At 73.3% G+C, this 17,635-nt stretch carries 17 protein-coding genes; 13 read left to right on the forward strand and 4 right to left on the reverse strand.

Annotated features, from left to right (window positions below; all coding sequences use genetic code 11):
* Positions 1-44 precede the first annotated feature (44 nt).
* From O7635_RS36285 to O7635_RS36310, 6 genes are all read left to right on the forward strand, one after another.
* A complete protein-coding gene (locus tag O7635_RS36285; RefSeq protein ID WP_278085002.1) occupies positions 45-557 on the forward strand; it encodes a SigE family RNA polymerase sigma factor in 513 nt (170 codons plus the stop codon).
* Positions 551-1,930 carry a hypothetical protein gene (locus O7635_RS36290; protein ID WP_278085003.1) on the forward strand — a complete coding sequence of 460 codons (1,380 nt, stop codon included), beginning with the start codon at positions 551-553 and terminating at the stop codon, positions 1,928-1,930. Before O7635_RS36285 ends, O7635_RS36290 begins: the two co-directional genes overlap by 7 nt.
* On the forward strand, positions 1,927-2,187 hold the full coding sequence (locus tag O7635_RS36295) for a hypothetical protein (protein WP_278085004.1): 261 nt from the start codon (positions 1,927-1,929) through the stop codon (positions 2,185-2,187). The genes O7635_RS36290 and O7635_RS36295 overlap by 4 nt, the downstream gene beginning before the upstream one ends.
* A 190-nt stretch (positions 2,188-2,377) precedes the next feature.
* The gene (locus tag O7635_RS36300; protein WP_278085005.1) at positions 2,378-2,971 is read left to right on the forward strand and encodes a glyoxalase superfamily protein; all 594 of its coding nucleotides are present in this window, start codon (positions 2,378-2,380) and stop codon (positions 2,969-2,971) included.
* Positions 2,972-3,373: 402 nt separating this feature from the next.
* Positions 3,374-4,192 carry a GNAT family N-acetyltransferase gene (locus tag O7635_RS36305; RefSeq protein WP_278085006.1) on the forward strand — a complete coding sequence of 273 codons (819 nt, stop codon included), beginning with the start codon at positions 3,374-3,376 and terminating at the stop codon, positions 4,190-4,192.
* 69 nt (positions 4,193-4,261) lie between these two features.
* Positions 4,262-5,035 (forward strand): isocitrate lyase/phosphoenolpyruvate mutase family protein, encoded by a 774-nt coding sequence (locus O7635_RS36310; protein WP_278085007.1) that lies wholly within the window; start codon positions 4,262-4,264, stop codon positions 5,033-5,035.
* A 25-nt stretch (positions 5,036-5,060) separates the two neighbouring features.
* Here the strand turns inward: O7635_RS36310 and O7635_RS36315 are convergent, their stop codons facing one another.
* A complete protein-coding gene (locus tag O7635_RS36315; RefSeq protein ID WP_278085008.1) occupies positions 5,061-5,336 on the reverse strand; it encodes a hypothetical protein in 276 nt (91 codons plus the stop codon).
* Between the two features lie 149 nt (positions 5,337-5,485).
* Between O7635_RS36315 and O7635_RS36320 the strand changes: the two genes are divergently transcribed.
* The 5 genes from O7635_RS36320 (at position 5,486) to O7635_RS36340 (ending at position 11,563) form a co-directional block, all read left to right on the forward strand.
* Positions 5,486-6,550 carry a winged helix DNA-binding domain-containing protein gene (locus O7635_RS36320; RefSeq protein WP_278085009.1) on the forward strand — a complete coding sequence of 355 codons (1,065 nt, stop codon included), beginning with the start codon at positions 5,486-5,488 and terminating at the stop codon, positions 6,548-6,550.
* A 48-nt stretch (positions 6,551-6,598) separates the two neighbouring features.
* Positions 6,599-7,936: a GH1 family beta-glucosidase gene (locus O7635_RS36325; RefSeq protein WP_278085010.1), complete on the forward strand. Its 1,338-nt coding sequence runs from the start codon at positions 6,599-6,601 to the stop codon at positions 7,934-7,936.
* Positions 7,923-9,200 carry an MFS transporter gene (locus O7635_RS36330; protein WP_278085011.1) on the forward strand — a complete coding sequence of 426 codons (1,278 nt, stop codon included), beginning with the start codon at positions 7,923-7,925 and terminating at the stop codon, positions 9,198-9,200. Before O7635_RS36325 ends, O7635_RS36330 begins: the two co-directional genes overlap by 14 nt.
* Before the next feature lie 65 nt (positions 9,201-9,265).
* Positions 9,266-10,672, forward strand: a complete 1,407-nt coding sequence (gene gltX / locus O7635_RS36335; RefSeq protein WP_278085012.1) for a glutamate--tRNA ligase — start codon at positions 9,266-9,268, stop codon at positions 10,670-10,672.
* A 198-nt stretch (positions 10,673-10,870) separates the two neighbouring features.
* A complete protein-coding gene (locus O7635_RS36340; RefSeq protein ID WP_278085013.1) occupies positions 10,871-11,563 on the forward strand; it encodes a hypothetical protein in 693 nt (230 codons plus the stop codon).
* On the opposite strand, the gene O7635_RS36345 is transcribed toward O7635_RS36340, so the two are convergent.
* Both O7635_RS36345 and O7635_RS36350 read right to left on the reverse strand, forming a co-directional pair.
* Entirely contained in the window at positions 11,560-12,117 is a 558-nt protein-coding gene (locus O7635_RS36345) for a TetR/AcrR family transcriptional regulator (protein ID WP_278085014.1), read from the reverse strand. The genes O7635_RS36340 and O7635_RS36345 overlap by 4 nt on opposite strands.
* A gap of 1,697 nt (positions 12,118-13,814) precedes the next feature.
* A complete protein-coding gene (locus tag O7635_RS36350; protein ID WP_278085015.1) occupies positions 13,815-14,366 on the reverse strand; it encodes a hypothetical protein in 552 nt (183 codons plus the stop codon).
* 135 nt (positions 14,367-14,501) lie between these two features.
* Here O7635_RS36350 and O7635_RS36355 point away from each other — a divergent pair, with 135 nt between their 5' ends.
* Positions 14,502-15,698 (forward strand): histidine kinase, encoded by a 1,197-nt coding sequence (locus O7635_RS36355; RefSeq protein WP_278085016.1) that lies wholly within the window; start codon positions 14,502-14,504, stop codon positions 15,696-15,698.
* Here the strand turns inward: O7635_RS36355 and O7635_RS36360 are convergent.
* Positions 15,651-16,313, reverse strand: a complete 663-nt coding sequence (locus O7635_RS36360; RefSeq protein WP_278085017.1) for a phosphatase PAP2 family protein — start codon at positions 16,311-16,313, stop codon at positions 15,651-15,653. The genes O7635_RS36355 and O7635_RS36360 overlap by 48 nt on opposite strands.
* A gap of 24 nt (positions 16,314-16,337) precedes the next feature.
* Here O7635_RS36360 and O7635_RS36365 point away from each other — a divergent pair, with 24 nt between their 5' ends.
* A complete protein-coding gene (locus tag O7635_RS36365; RefSeq protein WP_278085018.1) occupies positions 16,338-17,531 on the forward strand; it encodes a helix-turn-helix domain-containing protein in 1,194 nt (397 codons plus the stop codon).
* Positions 17,532-17,635 lie beyond the last annotated feature (104 nt).

A 17,635-nucleotide genomic window follows, 5' to 3' on the forward strand; every position in this document is an offset into this window, starting at 1 on the left:
ATTTCGCACTCAACCTCGGGGCACCCGCGCGGCGTCTACCCCGCGTGGATGACGAGGAGCGGTTCCGGGAGTTCGTGCGGAACCAGTGGGCGCCGTTGCTGCGGACCGCCTACCTGCTGACCGGCGACCGGGGTACGGCCGAGGACCTGGTGCAGTCGGCGCTGGAGAAGACGCATCGCCGCTGGACCAGGATCCTGCGCACGGACGCCCCCGAGGTGTACGTGCGCCGCGTCATGGTCAACACCGCCAGCTCGTGGTGGCGGCGGCGCCGGCCGATCGAGGTGCCGCTGGTCGCCTCGGACGGCGGGGCCGGCGCCGACGCGTACCTGCAGATCGAGCAGCGGCAGCAGCTCCTGGCGGCGTTGCGGCGGCTGCCACCGCGTACCCAGGCGGTCCTGGTGCTCCGCTACTTCGAGGACCGCAGCGAGGCCGAGACCGCCCGCGTCCTGGGCTGTTCCGTCGGCTCCGTGAAGAGCCAGGCGTCGCGCGGGCTCGCCCGGCTGCGACTCGACTTCGCCGACACACCGCCGGCGCGACTCCAGGAGGACCCATGTTGAGCGACACCCTGCGCGCGGCCACCGCGACGATCGAGGGACCCGCCGACCCGTGGCCCGCGTTCGCGGAGCGCGAGCGGCGGCGCCGGCGCACCCGGCGGGTCCGGCGCACCGCGCTCGCCGCGGTGGTGGCCGCGGCGGTCGGGGTGCAGACCAACATCGTCCCGTTGCCGGGCTGGGCGCCCGGCATCGCGCTCGCGTCACCGTGGTCGGCGCTGGCGGCCGAGCCGGCGCGGGGTTCGCTGACCGGCGACGCCGCGTGGGTTGCGGCCTTCCGCGACCGGGTCACCGGCCTCGACAACCCCGACGGTTTCTGGGCGGTGGCGGGACGCGACCGCATCAAGGTCCTCTACGCCAGCGACGCACCGGGGACGCGGGTCGCGCTCGTGCTCGTACCGCTGCGGTTCGGCTTCGTCACGAGCTGGGAGCTCATCTGGTACGAGGGCCCGGCCGGCGCCACTCCCGACCAGATGACGCAGGGCGGCAACGAGGACGCCCGGAACCCGGTGGTGACGCTGACGCAAGCGGACGGTCAGCGGGGCGGCTACGCCCTGGTCGTCGGACCGCGCGGCACCACCGTCACGATCACCGGTGACCCGCGCTACGCCACGTCTGGTGTGGTGCAGCGGCGCCAACTGGCCACATCGGACGGTGACGGGGTGGGTCTCGTGCTGCTCCCCCCGGCGCCGCTGCCGCCGGCCCTGGAGGCCCGGGTCACTCGCGGTTCCACCGTGCTCTACGAGGGCGGCTTCTCCGGTGGCTGGGGCTCGTCGGCGGGCGGGGACCCGTTCGCGCCGACGGACGACCAACTGCGGTCGGCGGCGGTCGGCAGCCGGGGTCCCGCGCCGTCCCCCGAGCTGCTGACGTGGTTCGTGCAGCTCGCGTTGCGCGACAGCAACCTGCCGGCGGCCGGCACGACGGTGCGGTTGCGCTGGTCGGGTGTGGTCAACGGGCAGCCGGCGGTGCTGCTCACGGTGCAGCCGCCTGGCGGTGGGGTGATCGCGTACGCCATGCACGGTGACGTGTCGAGCAGCCGCATGGACCTGCGACTCCTGCTGCCGGCGGCCGAGGCGGACCGGCGTCCCATCGGCTGGCGACTGCGGGCCGAGGGTGGTGACGGCCGGACGGACCGGGTGCTGGTGGCGACCCCGGCCGGCACGGCCACGGCGGCGGTCACGGTCGCCGGGGGCGCGCCGGCGCCGGTGGAGCTGGACCCGTCGGGCGCCGGCACCACATCGGTGCCACCGGACCAACCGGCGACGGTGACGGCGTACGCGGCCGACGGGACCGTGCTGGCCAGCACTCCGGTGCCGCCGTTCGAGAACGACAGCTCGCTCCTGCCCGGCGACACACCCGGCACCCGCATCGTCCCGTGACGGTCACGCCGTGGCCGCCGGTTTCGGTGCGGTCGGCGCCGGAGATTCAAGGCGGCATGGAGAATCTCACGGCTCTGGGCGCGGCCGGGGTCGGCTTGGCGTTCATCGTGCTGAACAAGAAGGTCGTCGAACACTCGGCGTTCCGCCCTCAACACATGAGCCGCTTCGAGACCAACGCCCGCCGCGTGGTCCTGGTTATCTGCGCCTCGTGCCTTGTGGTCGGCGCGGTGTTGAGCATGTTCGGCGTATTCGATTAGCCGTCAGGTGACGGGCCATGGCGACCCGGCACAGGTTCCTCTAGGGTCGGCGGTAGGGCTGGTGCGGCCCGCCGCTTGCGCCTTCGGGTTTGGTGAACGCATCTTTCGGATGTTGACTCGGATCTCCTTGACGGCGGACCCGGTCGGCAACGCAAGCACCGACGGATGGCTCGCCGTGGAAGAGGAATCCGTGGTTCAGCACAGCGATCCCAAACAGATGGCCAAGGCGTTGCGCGGTGAGTTGCGGGCGCGTTATGACGTCGACGCCGCGCACAGTGAATGCCTCGAGATCGTCGCGCGGCAGCACGGTGTCGCCAACTGGAACGTCCTGGCCGCGCGGCGCCCGGCGGCGCTGCCGTGGGGGGCGGCCGCCTCGACCATCCCGGTTCTGCAGATCTACTCGGTCGACGAGGCGCTGCGGTTCTACGTCGAGTTCCTCGGGTTCACGCTCGACTTCGGTGGGCCGGCCGGTGGGCCCGGGACCGCCTACTACGGGCAGCTGTCCCGGGGCGCCACGACGCTGCACGTGACCGAGGTGGCCTACGAGGCCGGGCCCGGCGCGACGGTGTTCATCTGGATCGACGGGATCGAGAGCCTGCGGGAGACGCTCAACGCGCGGCGCGAGGTGGTTCCGGTCTGGGGGCCGGCCGTCTGGGCGCCCGAGCTCGAGACGGCGCCGTGGGGCGCGCGGGTGTTGACGATCGCCGACCCGTTCGGCAACCACCTGCGCTTCAACGAGCCCACCGACCCGGCGGAGCGGGCGGCTCTCCCGAACTGGGGGTGACGTCGAGCGTCGGTTGAGACGGCTGCCGGTGGAGAGGGCACGGACCGCCACCGGTGGCCGCGCCGCACCGTTCACCGTTGCGCTTCGTGCCGCCGCACTGCACGGCCGGGTCGTGCACGTGGCAGAGGCCCGACGGACGTGGGCCGATCGGGCAGGCATAGCCCTTGCGGGTGATCGCCCGGCAGCGGGCGCGGCGTTCCGTCATGCCGGTGGACGCTAGGAACACCGGCACCGCATGGCTGACCGCATGCCGGAAGACGGGTCCAGCGACGGGAAACCGTTACGGCCCTGCAATCGAACGGCGATTCCGGTCACATTCCCAGTGCGAAGACCCCCTGGCGTAACCGGCGGCGGGTTGGATCACGCCGTACCGGAAAGCTGGTTCGAACTTCGGGATGGTCCATGTCGTCTCCTGCCCTGACCGTCAACGCCGAGTCGGTCGAGGCCGAGCTGATGCGTCGGCTGGCCGTGCTCGCGCCCGCGTCGGCGGCGGAGGCGCTCGGCATGACCAGCGGCCGGGTCGGCGGCGGCGTGGTCATCTCGCTCCGGCACGACCCGGCCGGCGGGTTCTTCAACCGGGCCTTGGGGCTCGGGCTCACCGAGCCCGTCACCACCGACGTGATCGCCGAGGTGCTCGACTTCCATCGGCGGCACGGCAGCCCGGCCTGCCACGTCCAGATCGCGCCGGATCTCCTGCCGCCCGACTGGGCCGGGATCGCGGCCACCCACCAGCTCCACGTGGGCAGCGCGCTCGTGAAGGTCGCGGCCGAGGTCGACGACGTGAAGCCGGCCGGGACCGACCTGCGGATCGGACCGGTCGGCGCCGACCAGGTCGACGCGTGGGCGGCGCTCACCTGGGAGCTGTTCGAGATCCCGAACCCGCATCTGGCGGCGGCGGTGGCGGCGGTCGCGCGTACCGACAGCTCGCAGGCCTTCGCCGCCTGGGACGGTGACGTGATGGTCGGCGTGGCCAATCTGTTCATGCACGGCGAGACGGCGCAGCTCAACTCCGGCGCGACCCGGGCCACCCACCGCCGCCGCGGGGTCCAGTCGGCGTTGATCGCCGAGCGCACGGCCTGGGCGGCCGACGCCGGCTGCCGCTGGGTGGTCACCGAGGCCGAGAAGCCGGCGGTCGAGGGCGGCAACCAGTCACTGAACAACATGATCAGAGCCGGATTCACCCCGTTGTACGAGCGTCCCAACTGGATCTGGCGACCCTGAGCCGGATCAAGGCTGTTCAGGTCCGAAAACCGCCGGACGCCGGGGCCGGGCCGGGGTTGGCTGGGGCGCATGACCGCACACCACCGTTTCCGTGACCTGCACCGCCCCGGCCAGCCGCTCGTGCTGCCCAACGCCTGGGACGCCGCCACCGCCCGGCTCGTGGCCGACGCCGGGGCCGCCGCCGTCGCCACGACCAGCGCCGGCGTCGCCTGGAGCCTCGGCGTCGGCGACGGCGGCCGGCTCGGTCGCGACCGGGCCGTCGACCTCGTCGCCCGGGTCGTCGCGGCGGTCGGGGTGCCGGTGAGCGCCGACATCGAGGACGGGTACGGCGACGTCGCCGGCACCGTCCGCGGCGTGCTGGCGGCCGGGGCCGTCGGGGTCAACCTGGAGGACGGCGAGGCGTCGCGGGCGCAGCACGCCGCGCGGATCGCCGAGGCCCGGCGGGCGGCCGGCCCGGAGCTGTTCGTCAACGCGCGGATCGACACTTACCTGCGGTCGCTCGGCGATCCGGCCGACCGGCTGCGGGAGACGCTCGCACGGGCCGGCGCCTACGTCGCGGCCGGGGCGGACGGCGTGTTCGTGCCGGGCGTCGCCGACGCCGAGACGATCGCCGCGCTCGTGGCCGGGGTGCCGGCGCCGCTCAACGTGATGGTCGGGCCCGGGTCGCTGTCCGTCGGCGAGCTCGCGGGGCTGGGTGTGGCCCGGGTCAGCGCCGGCGCCGCGATCGCCCTGGCCGCCCACGCCGCCACCCGGCGGGCGGCCGAGGAGCTGCTGACCACCGGCACCTACGCCGCCCTCGACAGCGGCCTGGACTTCGCGACGACGGACACGCTGATGCGCTGACCCGCGTCCACTATGGAGGCCTTCGTCAGCGCAGGGTGCGCGACGCGTAGCCGACGAGCTGGTCCAGGCGGCTGACCGCGTCCCGGGCGGCGGCCCGGCCGCGGTCGGTCAGCTGGTAGGTGTCGCTGTCGAGGCGCTCGACGAACCGGTGCCGGGTCCGCAGGGGATCCAGCAACCGCGCCGCCCGGTCGATCTCGCTCTTCGGCAGCCCACCCCGCCGCAGCTCGTCCATGATCTTCCAGCGGTCGGCCCGCGTGGCGTCCACCGCGAGCAGAACCCGCAGCTCGAGCTCGTTCAACATGGCGGCTCCTCTGCGGCGACGGCGCCGGGGGCCACCATTTTGCCGAACCACCCTGACCGGCCCAATCAGCCACTCGGCCGACCCGGACCCGCCACACCGAGGCCACGATCGGCGCGCGCGCGAGCGTCGTAACCGGTTATGGTGGTTACATGAGCGTGGGTTGGGAGCAGGTGCTTCGGTGGCGGATGCGGCGGCACCATCTCGACGGGGACAAGGCCGCCGATCCGGTCGCGGCCGCCCGCCGCGTCGTGGGTGTGCACGCACAGGTCGCCGCCTCCGCCGTGACCGCGACGCACCTGCGCACGAAGCGCCCCACCACCGCCGAGCGCCTCGACGGCCTGCTCTACGACAAGCGCGCCCTGGTCCGGACCTGGGCCGCCCGGGGCACAATGCACCTCCTGCCGGCCGACGACTTCCCGCACTGGGTCGCGGCCATGTCGACGCGCAAGCGCGAGACCACCAACTCCTGGCTGAAATATCACGGCGTCACCGCAGACAAGATGACCGACATCCTGGCCGCGCTGCCGGACGTGCTCACCGACGAGCCGCTGACCCGCGCGGAGCTGGCCACCGCGATCATCGACGCCACCGGCCACCGGGACCTCGACGGACCGCTGACGCAGGGCTTCGGCGCCGTGCTCAAACCGGCCGCCTTCCGGGGCCTGCTCTGCTCCGGCCCGCCGCGCGGCCGCAACGTCACGTTCGTGGCGCCCCGGAGCTGGCTCGGCGACTGGGCGCCCGTCGACGCGGAGACGGCGATCGACCGGCTGGCCGCCGACTACCTCGGCGCGTTCGGCCCGGCCACGCCGGAGGAGTTCGCCCGCTGGTTCGACCTCACCCCGGCCCTGGCCAAGAAGTCCTTCGCCCGGCTCGATTTGGCCACGGTCGACGTCGACGGCACGCCGATGCGCATCCCGGAGAAACACCTGGCCGAACTCGAGAAGAAGCGCGAACCGGCCGTCGCCGTCCTGCCCGCCTTCGACCCCTACGTCACCGGGAGCACACGGCAGCTCGAGCTGATCGGCGCCGCCGGGCACAAGGCCGAGGTCTCCCGCCCGCAGGGGTGGATCTCGCCGACCGTGGTCGTCGACGGCTGGATCCGCGGCACCTGGGACCCCGAGACCAAAGAGATCACCTACTTCGGGACGATCCCGGCGACGGTACGCCGTACGGTGGTCAGCATGATCGACGCGAACCTCTCGACTGGCGGGTGAGACGGGGCTACAGTCCGAGCCAGTCTCGGCTTACCGGCCGGTAATGACATGTGGGGGGCACGGGAGCTGATGCCGGAGCTGCCAGGTGGGTTCCTCTGGGGAGTGTCCACCTCCGCCTACCAGATCGAGGGCGCCGTCGACGAGGGCGGCCGTGGCCGGTCGATCTGGGACACCTTCAGCGCGACGCCCGGCCGTATCGTCGACGGGACCACCGGCGCGGTCGCCACCGACTCCTACCACCGCTATGCCGACGACATCGCGCTGATGCGGGAGCTGGGCGTCGGCGCCTACCGGTTCTCCGTCGCGTGGCCGCGCGTCCAGCCCGACGGCGCCGGCCCCGCCAACGGCAACGGGCTCGACTACTACGAGCGCCTCGTCGACGCCCTGCTCGAGGCCGGCATCGCCCCGGTCGCCACCCTCTTCCACTGGGACCTGCCACAGGCGCTGCAGGACCGCGGCGGCTGGCTCGACCGGGAGACCGCGCACCGGTTCGGCGACTACGCGGCCCTCGTCGCCGGCCGGCTCGGCGACCGGGTGCGCATGTGGATCACGCTCAACGAGCCGTTCGTCCACATGTCGCTCGGCTACGGCCTCGGCACCCACGCGCCCGGCGAGCAGCTGCTCTTCGGCGCGTTCCCGGTGGCGCACCACCAGCTGCTCGGGCACGGGCTCGCGGTGGCCGCCCTGCGTGACCACTCGGCCAGCCCGGTCGCGATCGCCAACAACTACTCCCCCGCCCGGCCCGTGAGTCAGGAGCCGGCGGATCTGGCCGCCGCGGCGGCGTACGACGCCCTGCACAACCGGGTCTTCACCGACCCGTTGTTCGGCCTCGGCTATCCCGAGGGCGCCGCCGACCTGTCCGTGGTCCGCGACGGCGACCTCGACGTGATCGCGGCGCCGCTGGACGCGCTGGGCGTCAACTACTACAACCCGACCGGCGTACGCGGCCCGCAGGACGGCAGCCCGCTCCCCTTCGAGATGGTCCCGCTCGACGGCTACCCGACCACGGCGTTCGGCTGGCCCGTGGCGCCCGACGGGTTGCGGGAACTGCTGGTCGGGCTGCACGGCCGCTACCAGAGCGCGCTGCCGCCGATCTACATCACCGAGAGCGGCTGCGCGTACGACGACGTCGTCACCCCCGACGGCGCCTGCGCCGACCCGGAGCGGATCGCCTACCTCGACGCCCACCTGACCGCCCTGCGGCAGGCACAGGACGACGGTGTCGACGTGCGCGGCTACTTCGTCTGGTCGCTGCTCGACAACTGGGAGTGGGCCGAGGGGTTCACCAAGCGGTTCGGGCTCGTGCACGTCGACTTCGAGACGCAGACGCGTACGCCCAAGAGCTCCTTCGCCTGGCTGCGGGAGCGCATTCGTGACCACCGTTGACCCGGAGGCGTCCGCCCTGCCGGCGGCGCTGGCCGAGCCGACGGTACGCGTCCGGCGCGGCTGGATCGCGCTCCTCTTCTCGGCCAACCTCGGCGTCTGGATGGCGTTCTTCACGCCGATCCAGATCCTGCTGCCGAACCAGGTCGCCGCGATCGCGCCCGACCACAAGGAGACGGCGCTGGCCTGGGCGATGGGCTTCGGCGCGCTGGCCGCGATCGTCGCGAACCCCGTCGCCGGCGCGTTCTCCGACCGCACCACGCTGACGATCGGTGGCCGCCGGTTCGGCCGCCGGCACGTCTGGACGCTCGGCGGCGCGGTGCTCGGCGCGCTGTCGCTGGTCGCGCTGGCCCAGCAGCAGACCATCGTCGGCGTCACGTTGGCCTGGGTCGCCGCGCAGGCGTGCTTCAACGCGATGCTGGCCGCGCTGACCGCGGCGCTGCCCGACCGGGTGCCGGTGGACCAGCGCGGCGGCGTGTCGGGGTGGGCGGGCATACCGCAGGCGCTCGGCCTGGTGATCGGCGCCGTGCTGGTCACCACGATCTTCACCGGCAACGCGTCGGGCTACCTGGCGGTGGCTGTCGCCGTACTCGTGCTCGGGCTGCCGTTCGCGTTCTTCACCGGCGACGACCCGCTGCCGCGCGAGCACCGGCCGCCGTTCTCCTTCGCCGGACTGGTCCGCGGCATGTGGATCAGCCCGCGCCGCCACCCCGACTTCGCCTGGGCCTGGGGCACCCGGTTCCTGGTGCAGGTCGGCAACGCGCTCGGCACGCTCTACCTGCTCTACTTCCTCGAGGACGGCGTCGGCTACGCGGATCCCGAGGGCGGGCTGCTGATCCTGATCCTGCTCTACACGGCCGGCATGATGGCCACGGCCGTGGTCGCCGGGCGGCTCTCCGACCGCTCCGGCCGCCGCAAGATCTTCGTGATCTGGTCCGGCGTGATCATGGCGGTGGCGGCGCTGATCCTGGCGGTCTGGCCGGTCTGGACCGCCGCGCTCGTGGCCGCGGTGCTGCTCGGCGCGGGCTACGGCGCCTACCTGGCGGTCGACGCGGCGCTGATCACCCAGGTGCTGCCGGCGGCGACGACCCGCGGCAAGGACCTCGGCGTGATCAACATCGCGAACTCGGCACCGCAGGCGCTCGGCCCATTCGGCGCGGCGTGGATCGTGGTCTACCTGGGCGGCTACCCCACGTTGTACGCCGTGACCGCGGCCGTGACCCTGCTCGGCAGCGTGCTGGTCCGCAAGATCCGCTCGGTGCCGTGAATCCGGACATTCCGCACAGGAAACCTGGTGGCGGAGCACCCGGGAGTCGCCCGTAGGCTTGGCGCGTGACGGTACGCGTGCGGTTCGCCCCATCCCCGACGGGAATGTTCCATGTCGGCGGCGCCCGGTCGGCGCTGCAGAACTGGATCTATGCCAAGCAGCACGGCGGCGTGTTCGTGCTGCGGGTCGAAGACACCGACGCCGCCCGCAACCGCCCGGAGTGGACCGAGGGCATCCTGTCCGCGCTCGACTGGATCGGCATCGCCCGGGGCACCTACGAGGGTCCCTACTTCCAGTCGGCCAACGCCGACGAGCAGCGGGCGGCCGCCGAGCGCCTCTACAGCGCCGGGCGGGCCTACTACTGCGACTGCACGCGCGAGATGGTGCAGGCCCGCACCGGCAACGCGTACGCCGGTTATGACGGTTTCTGCCGTGACCGCAACCTGGGGCCGGGCGAGGGCCGGGCACTGCGGTTCCGCACGCCGGACGAGGGCGAGACCCGGGTGGTCGACCTGATCCGCGGCGAGCCGACGTTCGACAACGCGAAGATCGAGGACTTCGTCATCGCCCGGGCCGACGGCTCGCCGGTGTTCCTGCTGGCCAACGTGGTCGACGACATCACGCAGGGGATCACCCACGTGATCCGGGCCGAGGAGCACCTGCCCAACACGCCCAAGCAGCAGCTGCTCTGGGACGCGCTCGGCGTCAAGCCGCCGATCTGGGCGCACGTGCCCGTGGTGGTCAACGAGAAGCGGCAGAAGCTGTCGAAGCGGCGCGACAAGGTGGCGCTCGAGGCCTACCGCGACGAGGGCTACCTGGCCGACGCGATGCGCAACTACCTCATGTTGCTGGGCTGGGCGCCGAGCAACGACCGCGAGATCGTGCCGTGGTCGGTCATCGAGGACGAGTTCCGGCTGGAGGACGTCAACCCCTCCCCCGCGTTCTTCGACGAGAAGAAGCTGCGCGCGTTCAACGGCGAATACATCCGCGCGCTGTCGGTCGACGAGTTCATCGCCGCCTGCCAGCCGTGGCTGACCGGCACCGCGACGATCCCGGCGCCCCCGTGGCAGCCCGCGGAGTTCGACCCGGCGGCGTTCGCGCTGGTGGCGCCGTTCGCGCAGACCCGCGTCGCGCTGCTCAGCGAGATCGTGCCCAACGTCGACTTCCTGTTCCTCGGCGAGCCGGCGTTCGACGACGCGGCGTGGGCCAAGGCCATGAAGGACGGTGCGGCCGACCTGCTCGACGCGGCCGCCGCGGCCTACGCGGAGCTGCCGACCTGGGACGCGGAGTCGCTGAAGAGCACGCTCGAGGAGGTCGGCGCCGCACGGGGTCTCAAGCTGGGCAAGGCCCAGGCGCCCGTACGCGTCGCGGTCACCGGTCGCTCCGTCGGCCTGCCGCTGTTCGAGTCGCTCGCCGTGCTGGGCCGGGAGCGCACGCTCGCCCGCATCCGCGCGGCCCGCGCGCGCCTCTGAGCGGACCGGGTACACGCCACGTTGTGCGCGCCGGTTACGATGCCGGCCTGCCGATGATCACGGCCATGTCCCCCGCGAGGGTCACCGAGATGGCAGAACCTGCAAATAACCCGACGCTTGGGTGCAACCTGGGGGTCGTTCGCGGAGTCTATGCATTAAGCAACAGCCAGCCATCGGCACGGGGCGAGGAGGACGGTGGTGGGGCGATCGGTCCGCAAACGGTTGTTGATGGTGGCTGCCGCGGGCGTCGCGCTCGCCACCATCGGGGTGGCTCTTCCGGCGGCGGCCGCCGTCTCTCGACCGACCACAGTGGCCGGTCAGGCGCCGAAGGCGCCCAAGCCCACGGCGTTGACCATCACCGGCGAGGGCATGGCCGACATCACCGTGACCGCCAAGGAGAAGCCGCAGCTCTTCGGTGACCTGCTCGAAGAGGTCAACTTCATGGCCGGCGCCGGCGGCGCGCACAGCCAGATCGCCGCGCCGAAGAAGTCCACGCTGGGCAAGAAGTTCGCGGTGGTCGTCCACTACGACGACAAGCCGCGCTACGCCTACGACCTCTACCCGATGGCCAGCGGCGGCCCCAAGGCGTTCCGGCCCGCGGCGCAGCCCGACAAGAAGAAGACGACCGCGGTCTGGTTCCTCGGCCGGATGACCATGTCGGAGGCCCTGCGCATCGCCGGCGCGCCGATCCCCGAGAAGCCCGACGTGATGAGCGGCGGCATCGGCGGCGGCGAGCGGGTCATCCCGGAAGACTCGCTGCCCAACGGCCGAGACCTCGACACCCTGCTGGCCGAGCTGCGCCGCCTGGTCCTGCTCAACGGCGGCGTCGTGCTGGTGCTCGCGCTGATGGTGGCCGGGGTCGCGCTCATCGTCCGCCAGCGAACGCGCTAGGCGGCCCCCGATCGAGCGATCACCTGCTCGATCAGCCGGATCTCGTCATCCAGGTCGGCGGCGAACTCACTGTCCCAGTCACCCGCCGCCGGCCCCGCCCCGAAGCGGCCGTTGACCTCGGAGTTGGCGAACCCGAGCATCAGCGTCGACAGGAGCCTCTCGAGCCGTGCCACCTCCTCGGCCGGAACACCCGCCGTGGCGAGGATCTCCGAGATCAGGTCGTCGAGCCGGCGCGACTCGGCGGTGGCCCCGGGCCGCGACATGATCAGCGGGTACGCCCCCGGATGCCGCCGCGCGAGCGCCCGCACCGCCCGCGACACCGCCCGCAGCCGCTCCTGCCAGTCCCCACTCCCCGGCGCCATCGTCAGCAGCTCGCCGAGCAGCCGCTCCACCATGCCGTCGAGCAGGGCATCCTTGCTGCGCAGATACGGGTAGATCGCCATCGGACTGAGCCCCAACCGCTGCCCGACAGCCCGCATCGACACCGCATCGACCCCGCGCTCGTCCGCAAGCGCGATCGCCTGATCGATGATCTGCCGCTGCTTGTCATCCATATCGGACAAAATCTACATTGCAGTCACCCGCCGCCGCACTCAGGCCGCCGCCTTACCTTCGTTCGAGCAGCCCGGGCTGCGTGGGTGTCGCGGTAGGACCAGTTCTTTGGCCCGTCGCATGAGAGTGGCACACGCGGCCCGGCCCGCAGCCGTGCGCGCGGTGCGTAACGCATGGGCCCGGCCCGCGGCGGTGGGCGCGGCGCGCGACGCATAGGCGCGGCGCACAGGCCCGGTCCGCGGGGGTGGACGCGGCGCGTGGTCGTGGGGCGTGGGCGTGGGCGCGGCGCGAGCCGCGTGCCCGTGGGCGCGGCGCGAGCCGCGTGCCCGTGGGCGCGGCGCGAGCTGCGTGCCCGTGGGCGCGGCGCGAGCTGCGTGCCCGTGGGCGCGGCGCGAGGCGTACCCGTGGGCGCGGCGCGAGCTGCGTGCCCGTGGGCTGGGCGCGGCGCGAGCCGCGTGCCCGTGGGCGCGGCGCAAGCCGCGTGCCCGTGGGCACGGCGCGGCGCGAGCCGCGCCCGTGGGCACGGCGCGGCGCGGGCCGCATGGGGCGCGGCGCACGGCGCGTCACGTGCGCATCGGCGCGGCGCCGGACGCGCGGGCGCGCCGCGTGACTTAGCCCGCCGAGAATGTGCTGCACGTGGCGCGCGGACGAATGGACCTCGCGCACATGCGCAACGCAGGGCGCACCGGCGCGCAGGAATGCGCTGGCCGGCGACAGAGGCGGCGCTCTCCCGCATGGGTGACGTGGTGGTTCTCCCCTTGCGGCGGCAGGCGCGCGTTGTCTTGGCGGACGCAGCCGCCGACGGCGTTTCGCACCTCCCGCTCGCACCGGCGTGTCGCCGCGGCGGCAAGGGTTCGTCCGAGCCGCTACATGCCGAAGCATGTGCGTACATGCTTCGGCATGTACGCGCCGGGAGACAAGGGCACCACCGTCCGGCGCTGGCTGCGTTCAACCGCTGAACCGTCCGCCGTCGCAGGACGGCGTCAGCACGCGAATGGTCAGCTTGCGCCGACGTCCAAAGCCGGGGACCGACACGCGTCGCACTGCGCCCGCCAACGTCTGTCGGCCCCATGCCGACACGGCGTTGCGCCCTTGTGCCTGGCATCGGCGTCAGGCGAGGCCGGCCAGCGCTACAGGAGGATGCGGCTTCGCCGGTCGCATGCTCGTGGCCGCCGCGGGCGGCCGCCAGGCAGAGTATGTCGGCTGTCCTGCCGCTCAACGCGGCCTGCGACAGCCCTCAGGCGGCCTTCAGCACCAGCGGTCTGGTGGGCGTTCGCGGCGGGTGGCTCGGCGCCGGGGGCGCACCGCGCCGTGGCGGTGGGCGCCGGCCCAGCCCGGGCGTTCGCTGCGGCAGGCCGGGGCGCGGCCGAACTGGATGGGGCCGCCGGGGACCGTGTCCGGCGGGACGTGGTCCTCGTCCGGTTGCTCGGCCTCCGCGTGGGGCGGGCGAGTGCAGATGCGGCGGATCTGGCGCCCCGCGGGGCGGCCCGATTCGTCCGGTGTGTGTGGTGAGCTCTCCGCGTGAGCGCAGCCGGGATCGGCCTCCCCGTGCGCCATCACGGCCTCCTGTTCTCCGCCGTTCCGCCATCCGGCCGCCACCGGGTGGCCCATTGGGCCTTCACACCCTAAACGGCTGAGCAGCGAAAATCGCGCCCGCGGGGCCGGCGTGACAGCCTGCATATTGCAGCAATTCGCTGCGTCAGCGGAGGGCGTCCTCTTTGGCCCGTCCCGGGAAGAGTGTCGCCCATCCCGGGCCGACGATGAACCAGATCACCACGACGGCAGGCATACGGGTGAGCCACGAGGTGAGGCCGGCCGAACGGGACGCGTCGTCGACCATCAGGACGCCGGCGCCCAGGAGCGCGGCCGCGATCGCGCACGCGGCGACCGCCTTGAACCACTCGCGCCACTCGTGGCGGGCGCGGGCCCAGCCGCCGCGCGGGGGCTTCCACGGCGGCGGGCCGCCGGCGAAGCGGTGCGCGAAGCGCTGGTCCGCCCAGCGGATCATGGCGTGACCGAACATCACGGAGAAGCCCAGGTAGACGGCCGCCAAGCCGTGGAACGGGCCGGCGGTGCCACCCCGGCGGAGATCGATCACGGTGGCGGCGAGCAGCACGAGGTCGAGCACCGGCGAGCCGATCAGGAGCACCACGCTCAACCGGCGCATCCGGAACACGTACCGCGCGACCAGACCCAGCCCGAGCAGCACCCAGAACCCGACCTCGCTGGCCACGATCAACGCCACGATCATGTCCCCAAGCCTCACCGCCAGAACCGGGGCAGGCGTCGGCGCGTACGACGAAACCGGTCTCCTCCCCAAGGCGGAGCCGGCTCCTCTCGCAGGCGGACGAGCCACCGCCCACGCTGTGGTTCCATCGATGGTGTGATGCGCATTCCCCCGCGCGGGTCGCTCGCCCGCGACCTGGCGTTCGCCGTGGCGGCGTTGGTCGGCGGAACGCTGATTCTGGTGTCCGGCGCCTACGTGAGCATGGACTTCGGCTGGGACGGCCCCGCCTGGCTGCCCTGGCTGCCGCTGGTCGCGGTGAGCGGCGCCATCGGGCTGCGCCGGCGCGCGCCGGTCCTCAGCCTCGCGATCGGCACGGCGGCGGTGGTCGCCGACCTCGCGCTCGGCGGCTCGCTCGGCACGCTATTGATCTACACCCAGGTGGTGTACGACGCCTGCGTCTTCGGCCCGGCCCGGCTCTGGCGGCGGTTGCTGGAGGTCTCGATCGCCGTCGTGGTCGCCACCGCCACCCTCGGCGTGGTCCTCGTGGGCAGCCTGCGCGGGCTGGCGCTGGGCATCCCGGCCGTGCTCGTGCTGGTCCTGCCGATCCTGACCGGGCTGAGCGTCCGCCAGTACCGCGACCAGGCCGCCCTGGACCGCTCCCGGGCCGACCAGACCGCGCGTGTCGCGGAGCTCGACCGGCGGCAGGCCGTCGCCGCCGAGCGCACCCGGATGGCCCGCGAGCTGCACGACATGGTCGCCAACCACCTGAGCGTGGTGGCGATCCACGCGACCGCGGCGCTGAGCGTGCCGAACCTGTCGAAGGCCCAGGTCGAGGAGTCGCTGCGGGTGATCCGGGAGAACAGCGTGCAGGGGCTGGCCGAGATGCGCCAGATGATCGACGTGCTGCGCGGCCCGGACGGCGAGGCCGGGGACGACCCGGTGACGCCGGGGCTGGGCGAGGTGGAGCGGCTCGTCACCGGCGCGCGGGCGGCGGGGCTCACGGTCGAGCTGACGACCATCGGTGAGCCGCGGGCGTTGCCGGTGGGTGTCGAGCTGGCCGGCTACCGGATCGTGCAGGAGTCGTTGACCAACGCGCTCAAGCACGGCACGGGCTCGGCGACGGTCACGGTCGACTACGGCGCCGACGAGGTGCGCCTCACCGTGCACAATCCGATCGCCCCGCCCGGCCCGCTCGACCACCTCGGCGCCGGCGCCGGCCTGATCGGCATGCGCGAGCGCGCCGCCCTGCTGCGTGGCCGCCTGGACGCGGGCCCGGCGGGCGGAGCGCGGTGGCGGGTGCACGCGGCCCTACCGGTCGACGCGGGCGTTCTGGCGCTGCACGCCGACGCGGCCTGACGTCGCGGCCCGGGCGGCCAGCGGCACCACGGCCGCGGCCAGCAGGTAGCCGCCGAGCACGTCGGTCGGCCAGTGGGCCAGCAGGGCGACCCGGGTCCAGCCGATGAACAGGGCGAACGCGAGCGCCGCGAGGCAGGTGGCGAGGCGGGCGGCGGCGCCGGCGCGGGGCCAGACCAACAGCACCAGGGCCAGGGCGAACGCGGCCGCGTTGCTCGTGTGGCCGCTGGGGAAACCGGAGCTGGACACCGACACGAAGCCGTCGACCGGGCGCGGGTTGTGCAGCGCCCAGTGGAAAAGGCTCCACAGGATCGGCACGGTGGCCGTCACCAGGGCACAGAACACCGCCGCCGTGCGGTCGCGGCGGATCCAGAAGTGCAGGGTCGCGGCCACGCCGACGGCCACGTACGGAATGGTGGCGGCGAGCCCGGTCAGCGTGCGCAGCCAGTCGATCAGCTCCGGACGGACGGCGCCGAAGCCACGCAGGGACGCGCTCACCGACGCGTCCCACCGCATCATCGGCGCCCAGTCGGCGACGACCAGGCCCAGCAGCGCGCCGAAGGCGGCCAGCGCGACCAGGGGCAGGGCGGCCGACGGGCGCGCGAGCGAGCGGTGCATCCCGCCCAGCCTATGGTGTATCCCGTGGACGACCAGGCAGCCGACGGTCTCGCGGCGACGTTGCGCCGGATCGAGCGGTCGGCGGGCGCCCTCGCCACGGCCAGCGTCGCGCGGATGGACGAGAGCCTGGTGTGGTTCCGCCAACTGCCGGCCGACCAGCGCGCCTGGGTGATGCTGGTGGCCCAGGCCGGCGTGCGCTCGCTGGTCGAGTTCATGCGCCAGGGCCCGCAGAGCCGGCCCCGCGAGGTCTCCGACGAGGTGTTCGCGGCGGCGCCCCGGGCGCTGGCCCGCAGCATCAGCCTGCAGCAGACGGTCGCGCTGATCCAGGTGACCATCGACGTCGTCGAGGAGCGCGCCGCCCACCTGGCCGCGCCCGGCGAGGAGCGCGACCTGCGCGAAGAGGTGCTGCGCTTCTCCCGCGAGATCGCCTTCTCGGCGGCCCGGGTGTACGCGCGGGCCGCCGAGTCCCGCGGCTCCTGGGACGCCCGGTTGCAGGCGCTGCTCGTCGACGCGCTGCTCCGCGGTGACTCGACCGACACGCTGGCCAGCCGCGCGGCCGCCCTCGGCTGGGCCGACGCCCCGCCGGTCGCGGTGGCGGTCGGCCGCTCCCCCGGCGGCGAGGTGGCGCCGGTGCTCCACACGGTCTACCGGCAGGCGCGGCGGATCGGCGTCGAGGTGATCAGCGGGGTGCACGGCGACCGGCTCGTCGTGGTGCTCGGCGGCGCCGCGGACCCGCTCAACGCGACCGAGAAACTGCTCGACGGCTTCGGCACCGGGCCGGTGGTGGTCGGTCCGGCGGTGGCCAGCCTCGACGAGGCGACCGAGTCGGCCCGGGCGGCCCTGGCCGGCTTCCGGGCCGCACCCGCCTGGCCGGACGCGCCCCGGCCGGTCGCGGCGGCGGCGCTGCTGCCGGAGAGGGCCCTTGCGGGTGACGCCGCGGCCCGCCGGGCGCTGCGCCGCGACGTCTACGGCGCGCTGGTGCGGGCCGGCGGGGAGCTGATCGAGACGCTGGACGCGTTCTTCGCGGCCGGCGGCGTGCTGGAGAGCGCCGCCCGGGCGCTGTTCGTGCACCCCAACACGGTCCGTTACCGCCTGCGGCGGATCGGCGACGTCACCGGGTTCTCGCCGCTGTCGCCGCGAGACCTGTTCGCGCTGCGGATCGCGCTGACCGTCGGCCGCCTTGATCCACGCGGCTCGGCACCGGCCGGAGAAGCCTGAACGCTCGTTTGGGTTATATCCGGCTATACCGTACGTGATCGCCGCCACTCATTGTAGAAAACATACAAAACCAATAGTGTGGTTTGGTGCCTGCCGGCAACCAC

Origin of the sequence: Asanoa sp. WMMD1127, from assembly GCF_029626225.1 — a bacterium.
Lineage (GTDB): Bacteria > Actinomycetota > Actinomycetes > Mycobacteriales > Micromonosporaceae > Asanoa.

What these genes read in the sequence shown, in the direction of transcription:
- O7635_RS36320 (WP_278085009.1), top strand. Translation starts at nt 5,486, where the DNA reads ATGAGCGTGGGTTGGGAGCAGGTGCTTCGGTGGCGGATGCGGCGGCAC.
- O7635_RS36325 (WP_278085010.1), top strand. Translation starts at nt 6,599, where the DNA reads ATGTGGGGGGCACGGGAGCTGATGCCGGAGCTGCCAGGTGGGTTCCTC.
- O7635_RS36305 (WP_278085006.1), top strand. Translation starts at nt 3,374, where the DNA reads ATGTCGTCTCCTGCCCTGACCGTCAACGCCGAGTCGGTCGAGGCCGAG.
- O7635_RS36345 (WP_278085014.1), bottom strand. Translation starts at nt 12,117, where the DNA reads ATGGATGACAAGCAGCGGCAGATCATCGATCAGGCGATCGCGCTTGCG.
- O7635_RS36290 (WP_278085003.1), top strand. Translation starts at nt 551, where the DNA reads ATGTTGAGCGACACCCTGCGCGCGGCCACCGCGACGATCGAGGGACCC.
- O7635_RS36315 (WP_278085008.1), bottom strand. Translation starts at nt 5,336, where the DNA reads ATGTTGAACGAGCTCGAGCTGCGGGTTCTGCTCGCGGTGGACGCCACG.
- O7635_RS36310 (WP_278085007.1), top strand. Translation starts at nt 4,262, where the DNA reads ATGACCGCACACCACCGTTTCCGTGACCTGCACCGCCCCGGCCAGCCG.
- O7635_RS36350 (WP_278085015.1), bottom strand. Translation starts at nt 14,366, where the DNA reads ATGATCGTGGCGTTGATCGTGGCCAGCGAGGTCGGGTTCTGGGTGCTG.
- O7635_RS36360 (WP_278085017.1), bottom strand. Translation starts at nt 16,313, where the DNA reads ATGCACCGCTCGCTCGCGCGCCCGTCGGCCGCCCTGCCCCTGGTCGCG.
- O7635_RS36355 (WP_278085016.1), top strand. Translation starts at nt 14,502, where the DNA reads ATGCGCATTCCCCCGCGCGGGTCGCTCGCCCGCGACCTGGCGTTCGCC.